This is a genomic window from Microcoleus sp. D2_18a_B4 (assembly GCF_036702475.1).
Taxonomy (GTDB): domain Bacteria; phylum Cyanobacteriota; class Cyanobacteriia; order Cyanobacteriales; family Microcoleaceae; genus Microcoleus.
Map to the genome: position 1 here is coordinate 1 of NZ_JAUBTL010000001.1, position 5,930 is coordinate 5,930.

The following is a 5,930-nucleotide window of genomic DNA, read 5'->3' on the forward strand; positions in this document are numbered from 1 at the left end:
CCCATATCCGCTACACAAGTAGTTACTTTTGTCAACTTTCTTGTTAAGAAAGATGTTTATAAAGCATAGCTTAATAAAGGGGGTGCGGTCAATGGGGGGGGTTAGATATCAGGGAAATTGACTGTTGTGTCAACACCTAAATAGTGCCGTTGAATCACTTCAACACTATTACCGCAGGCAGTAGCCAGTAGCAGCAAGTTTGCACCAGCGTGGGCCATTAGAGTAATAAATGTGTGACGGGTATGGTAAGGAGCGAGATAAAAGCTAATTTTTCCAACATCGACTAACTGAGTTAGTACACCATCTTTCTTGCTCTCAATACCATTTTTGTTAATTTCGCGCTTACCATTCCAGAGGATGCCAAGATTGCCTGAGTTATATGCACCACCGCGTGTATTTAGAAACACCAAGTCGGTAGGTCTTGCGTCAACAGGCTTGATACGCAACAATAGTTCGTTAAGTTTTGGATAGATTTTAAACAATCGAATTGTTCCCGTTTTGGTAGTCTGAATGTTTTTCAGTTTACCGTTATAGGATTTATTGAATCGAATGTATTCTTTATCTCGCCCTAAAAAAACATCTTTCCATTCAAGCGCAAAGGCCTCACCGCTACGACATCCAGTTAAGAACATAAACTCAATTAAAGGCGCTGCGTGACGGGTTGCGGGTTTATCAGACTCATAAAAAGCCTTGATAATGATGTCCCGTTCTTCCTTAGTAAAAGCACGGCGATCGCGCTCTTCTGGATCGGTTTCAGTATCAGACTTATCCCACCATCGTAAATCAACCGTACCATCGGCACTGACCTGCGATTTGTACTTGTCGGTTTTATTTTTTATAATGCTAGCTGGCATTATAAAGGGATTGATGGTTAGCCTGGTTTTACCCTGAGACTGTAGTCGAGTAAATGCTTCGGAAAGCCCGAATAACAAGTTTTTTTTGCTTGCAGGGTGCATTTTACCCGTAAACAAAGACTCACCAAGACTCGGACATAATGGCAGATCCCAGATGCCACTATGAGTATCGACAAATAACTTTGTTTTGTCGTCCCAAACTAAACCTTTAAGTATGTTGGTAAATGAAATTTGAAACCTGAACTTAAATGTAGTTGGTTGCAGTTGTGGTTGTTTCCATTCTAGGTAATCCTCCCACATTGCCCCCACTGTCATCTCAGGCTCAGACTCTGGTATTGGTGCTGCTAACTTTAGTTCAGCGGTGTACTTGCTCTTTAATCCGTACTTGGCAAAAGTAGGGTCAAACAATTGTTGCCAGTCTGGATGCTGTAAATCGCTTTCGATCCGCCACGCGATAGCGATCGCCTTTTGCCAGTTTTCGGGAGTATCTTTCATCCCTAAGCCCTGATGCTTTCGCTTCCCTCCAAAAATGGGATTGTACTTGGTGCTGAACTGTAACCGGAGTGAACCATTATCAGATTGAACTTTGATTGTCTCAGGGAGAGCTTGTGTTTTAGCGTACATATTGTTTTTTCAATGTTCTGTAAGGGTTTTAGCATTCTATCAAGTTTCTAGCAGACACCCGTTAATCGAGCTATGTGCATAGCGTGATAGAAGGCACATAAACAATATAACACGGTTAGTAGATATTTTGCTTAAGTGTTCTACTTCAATCATTTGTCAGAAGTGACGCGATTTTAGGTTTGAGATTTTAGATTTACTTTGCCAACCACAGGCGGGACGCCTGTTCCACGAAGTGGAGAGTCCCCCCAGCACAGCGGGTCGATCGAATTTATGGCTCAAATGCTAATTTGATTTTGTTTCCCAGTGTAGTCTGGCAAGAACCAAATCTATCATAAGTGTCGATCGGACTTTGAAGCAAAATGCTAGGTAGTAGGGTGCGAAGCCCGGAAATGAGTAGCCGATGTACATCGAATCGCTACCAACCGACGCACCCTACCAGTAGAGTCCGTGCCTACCCGAACCCTAAACTAGCTGGCTTCGCTACAGAGGCGGGGCTGTTTCTAGGTTGAGTAGCGCTTACGCGCCCCTCCGCGTAACGCGCCTTCGCGGTTCGTTCAAAAAAATCTCAACTCCTTTTCCAAATCTTAATTTCCCCCAACCAACCCGCACTAACAATAGTCTTGCCATCTGCGCTAATAGCCACAGCACTAACATAGCCAGAATGACCGCTCAAATTACCTCTCAAATCCCCCGATCGCACATCCCAAAGCCTCACACTCTTATCCCAACTCCCAGTAACCAGCGTAGTGCCATCCCGACTGAATGCCACCGACCAAACCCCGTCGGTATGCCCGCTTAAACGCCGGATTAACTGCCCGTTTCCGGCATTCCACAACCCAACAGTGCCATTGCTGTTTCCCGCCGCTAAACTTTTGCCGTCGGGAGTAAAAGCTAGCGACAAAACAGCCAAGTTTTTGCCGCTAATCGTGCGAATTGCTTGACCTGTAGCTAAGTTCCACAACCTAATTGAACCATCTTTACTGCCGCTAGCTAAAGTTTTGTTGTCGGGACTAATTGCAACAGCATTCACCAACCCAGAATGCCCTGTCAAAGTCCGCAGCAACTCTCCTGTTTTCTGGTTCCAAATCTTAATCGTTTTGTCCCAACTACCGCTGGCTACAAATTGACCATCAGGACTAACGGCAACGCTCGAAACTGCACCGGAATGCCCGCTCAAAGTGCGTACAACCGCGCCCGTTTCTAAATTCCAAATTTTCACAGTTTTGTCGTCGCTGCCGCTAGCTAACACCTTGCCATCCGCACTCGCGGCTAGTGCGTTTACGGCTTCCGTGTGACCTTGCAGGGTAGTTTTTAATTGCCCGCCGGGGAAATTCCAAACAGAGATTGTGCCGTTGCTATTTCCTGTAGTAAAATAAGCTGAAGCAAGGGCAAGGGAACTGACAACTTCCGAAGGCCCTTTGAGGGTATTTGTTGCAGCAAAGGCGATCGCACTTGCGGGCGTGCGGGGCGCATTATTCGCCGGAGTTTTCGGGTTTCCGGCTGTAGGAGATTGGGGAACTACTGGCAGCGAAATAGTCGATCGCCATTTCATGAAAGTATTGATTTCTATCCCCGCCGCCACGATTTTATCGGAATTTTCCTCTAACCTGACAATGCCGTTAATTGCGACAACTCGCCCTGCATCATCGAGCACCGGCCCGCCACTCATGCCCGCTCTCACTAAGTTGTTGTATACCAAAGTATAGCCGTTCCAAGGAGTTTGGCGGCCGGTAAGCTGACCTTCCGTGGCGAGGAAAATCGGCTGTCTCAGAGAACCGCCGGATATCGGCCAGCCCGCCACATAAGCCTTGTTTCCCTTAGTTGCTGCGGAATTGGCTAATTGAGCCAGGGGGTAGCTTTGAGTGCTGCTGAAGGGCACGATCGCCAAATCCGCACCGGGCATTCGCCGCACGAGGCTATAGTATACAGAGTGAGCTTTGCCGTCGGGAGTTACGACCTCGTAATCGCCGGCTTTATCGACAACGTGCCAGTTTGTGAGAATATAGTATGTGCTGCCCTGCTTCTCTAAAATTACTCCTGAACCGCCTTTTGCCCCCTGGATGCGAACAGTAATTTGTTGGGCAACGGTTTTAACTTTGTCGGGGGTTAATGCGAGGGCGATTTGAGGTGATGTCAGTGGGATGAGGGCGATCGAACTCAGGGCGATCGTAGCACTCAAAATAGCCGGAATTGTTCTGCTGTAATTCATTATTGTGTCAATTTAACATACCCACATATCAACTGACGGAAAAGTTATCCGGTTTGTGGCATATTTACAACGCGAAAATGCCTGCGCGATCGAACTTTCGACATTCGCACAAGCCTAAAAATATTTGACACAGCCCTCTGGCTAGCAGAAAAATTTAGAATTGGGAACCACAAATAGACTCAACCATAGCAACTGGCTTATCTCTATTTTTTTGTTGGCAAACGATAAATTTAGCCATACGCTGCTCGGAATATTCCCCATTAGCCATCCAGCCGAGGGGTGCGCCTGCGATCGCGCCGACTGCTAAACCAGTGAGGAGGCTCCAAACAAGATGCTTTCTGGCGATCGGCTGTTGTTGCATAAAAATTTATCCTAAAGACTTACCCTTAGCAAAAATATCACAAATAAAATTTACTTTCTTCCTCCTATTTACTTATTTCCTAAGTAGTAACCCACCCTAAGTAGGGTGCGAATTACGCACCTTACTGAGTATGTAGGCTGCCCAATTTTATGCTAAATCAAACAGCAAAAATTCCGCATCTTCCGCCGCTTCAATCACTACCTCAGCCTCATCGCTAACCGCCGCAGCGTCGCCATTTTTCAAGGTCAAACCGTTCAGCAAAACCGAGCCGCGAGCCACTTGCACCCAAGCATGGCGATTCGGCTGCAAAGCATGAGAAACCCGCGATTCTTTATCCAAAACAGCCGCATACAAATCAACATCTTGATGCACTTTTACAGCACCATCTCTCGCATCTCGCGCCGCCACTAAGCGCAGTTTTCCGTGCCTTTCTGCTAGGGGAAATTCGCGCTGCTCGTAACTCGGCTGCAAGCCTTTTGTATCGGGTAACAGCCAGATTTGCAGCAAATGAACTGGGTCTGTTTGCGAGTTATTGAACTCGCTGTGCTGGATACCCGTACCTGCACTCATCCGCTGCACTTCACCGGGTTTAATCACTGCACCAGTACCCAAACTATCCTTGTGTTCTAATGCTCCTTCTAATACATAAGTAATGATTTCCATGTCGCTGTGTCCGTGAGTGCCGAAACCTCTGCCGGGGCTAACGACATCCTCATTAATTACGCGCAAAGAGCGAAAATTCATATAATTTGGATCGTAATAGCCTGCAAAAGAAAATGTGTGGTAACTGTCTAGCCAACCGTGATTAGCGTGTCCTCTTGCTTCACTTTTTCTGACGGTAATCATTTTCTGAATCCTCAGTGAAATTTATCGGGTATTTCTTTGATGTTTTTATTTTAAACCGCGTCAAGCTATTATGGATAGTACGCACTTAAAAGTGCGGTACTTACCAAAAAGATACTATGCAAGTCCAAGAAGTAAAGGTCGATCGAGCAAATTGCCCTGTAGAACGCACTCTAGAGGTGATTGGCGGGCGCTGGAAAGTCTTGATTCTGCGGGAGTTGTTTCCAGGAGTGAAGCGCTTTAACGAGCTGCAACGAGCTGTCAACGGCATTACTCAGAAGATGCTGACGCAGCAACTGCGGGAAATGGAATCAGACGGGATTGTGCACCGGGAAATTTACCTGCAAGTGCCGCCAAAAGTTGAATATTCGCTAACGCCTTTGGGCGAAAGTCTCAAACCGATTATTAATGCCATGCACGAATGGGGAATTCAGCATATTAGCGAAGATGGAAAATGAGCGGTTTCTAGATGGTTTTTTCCGTCTTCCGACAGATTTCAAATTTTCCAGCTAGTTCAAGAATAATAATATGAACAACATAGAGCGTCTCGCCACCCTCAACCGCATCCGCAAACTCAGCCGCCTGATGGATACCGCCATTGGCATCCCCGGCACTAAATTTCGCATTGGTTTAGACCCCATTATTGGTTTAGTTCCGGGTGCTGGGGATATCGTAGATACCGCGTTTTCTGCCTACCTAATTTATTTAGCAACTCGATTCAACATTCCCCAAAAAACTCTAGGGAAAATGGTTTACAACATCGGTCTAGAAGCCGTTGTGGGATCAGTACCTTTAGTAGGAGATATCTTCGATGCTTTTTATAAATCAAACATGAGGAATCTGGCGCTTTTAGAAGCACATCTCGAAGAGGCTGAACCCGAACTAGCCGCAGTTGCCGAACCTGTTCCTCAATCTATTAAATTGTAGGGCTGGTGTCACAAACAATAATTGTAAATAACACACAATCTCTCAAACCCGCCCCCACCCAACGAGAAATCCCCGCGCCTATTTTTTGCATTTAAAATGTAGGGGCGGGTTT

6 protein-coding genes are annotated in these 5,930 nt (G+C 46.2%); 2 read left to right on the forward strand and 4 right to left on the reverse strand.

The window, feature by feature from the left end; translation table 11 throughout:
- Nucleotides 1-101 precede the first annotated feature (101 nt).
- The 4 genes from QUB04_RS00005 to QUB04_RS00020 form a co-directional block, all read right to left on the reverse strand.
- Nucleotides 102-1,478 carry a tyrosine-type recombinase/integrase gene (locus QUB04_RS00005; protein ID WP_333279739.1) on the reverse strand — a complete coding sequence of 459 codons (1,377 nt, stop codon included), beginning with the start codon at nucleotides 1,476-1,478 and terminating at the stop codon, nucleotides 102-104.
- Between the two features lie 565 nt (nucleotides 1,479-2,043).
- On the reverse strand, nucleotides 2,044-3,687 hold the full coding sequence (locus QUB04_RS00010) for a WD40 domain-containing protein (protein WP_333279741.1): 1,644 nt from the start codon (nucleotides 3,685-3,687) through the stop codon (nucleotides 2,044-2,046).
- A gap of 154 nt (nucleotides 3,688-3,841) precedes the next feature.
- Nucleotides 3,842-4,048: a hypothetical protein gene (locus QUB04_RS00015; protein WP_333279743.1), complete on the reverse strand. Its 207-nt coding sequence runs from the start codon at nucleotides 4,046-4,048 to the stop codon at nucleotides 3,842-3,844.
- A gap of 147 nt (nucleotides 4,049-4,195) precedes the next feature.
- Nucleotides 4,196-4,894: a pirin family protein gene (locus tag QUB04_RS00020; protein WP_333279745.1), complete on the reverse strand. Its 699-nt coding sequence runs from the start codon at nucleotides 4,892-4,894 to the stop codon at nucleotides 4,196-4,198.
- A gap of 116 nt (nucleotides 4,895-5,010) precedes the next feature.
- On the opposite strand from QUB04_RS00020, the gene QUB04_RS00025 reads away from it, so the two are divergent.
- Both QUB04_RS00025 and QUB04_RS00030 read left to right on the forward strand, forming a co-directional pair.
- A complete protein-coding gene (locus QUB04_RS00025) occupies nucleotides 5,011-5,349 on the forward strand; it encodes a winged helix-turn-helix transcriptional regulator (RefSeq protein ID WP_015177415.1) in 339 nt (112 codons plus the stop codon).
- 70 nt (nucleotides 5,350-5,419) lie between these two features.
- Nucleotides 5,420-5,818, forward strand: a complete 399-nt coding sequence (locus QUB04_RS00030; RefSeq protein WP_333142571.1) for a DUF4112 domain-containing protein — start codon at nucleotides 5,420-5,422, stop codon at nucleotides 5,816-5,818.
- The last annotated feature ends 112 nt before the right edge of the window (nucleotides 5,819-5,930 follow it).

What these genes read in the sequence shown, in the direction of transcription:
- QUB04_RS00005 (WP_333279739.1), bottom strand. Translation starts at nt 1,478, where the DNA reads ATGTACGCTAAAACACAAGCTCTCCCTGAGACAATCAAAGTTCAATCT.
- QUB04_RS00010 (WP_333279741.1), bottom strand. Translation starts at nt 3,687, where the DNA reads ATGAATTACAGCAGAACAATTCCGGCTATTTTGAGTGCTACGATCGCC.
- QUB04_RS00015 (WP_333279743.1), bottom strand. Translation starts at nt 4,048, where the DNA reads ATGCAACAACAGCCGATCGCCAGAAAGCATCTTGTTTGGAGCCTCCTC.
- QUB04_RS00020 (WP_333279745.1), bottom strand. Translation starts at nt 4,894, where the DNA reads ATGATTACCGTCAGAAAAAGTGAAGCAAGAGGACACGCTAATCACGGT.
- QUB04_RS00025 (WP_015177415.1), top strand. Translation starts at nt 5,011, where the DNA reads ATGCAAGTCCAAGAAGTAAAGGTCGATCGAGCAAATTGCCCTGTAGAA.
- QUB04_RS00030 (WP_333142571.1), top strand. Translation starts at nt 5,420, where the DNA reads ATGAACAACATAGAGCGTCTCGCCACCCTCAACCGCATCCGCAAACTC.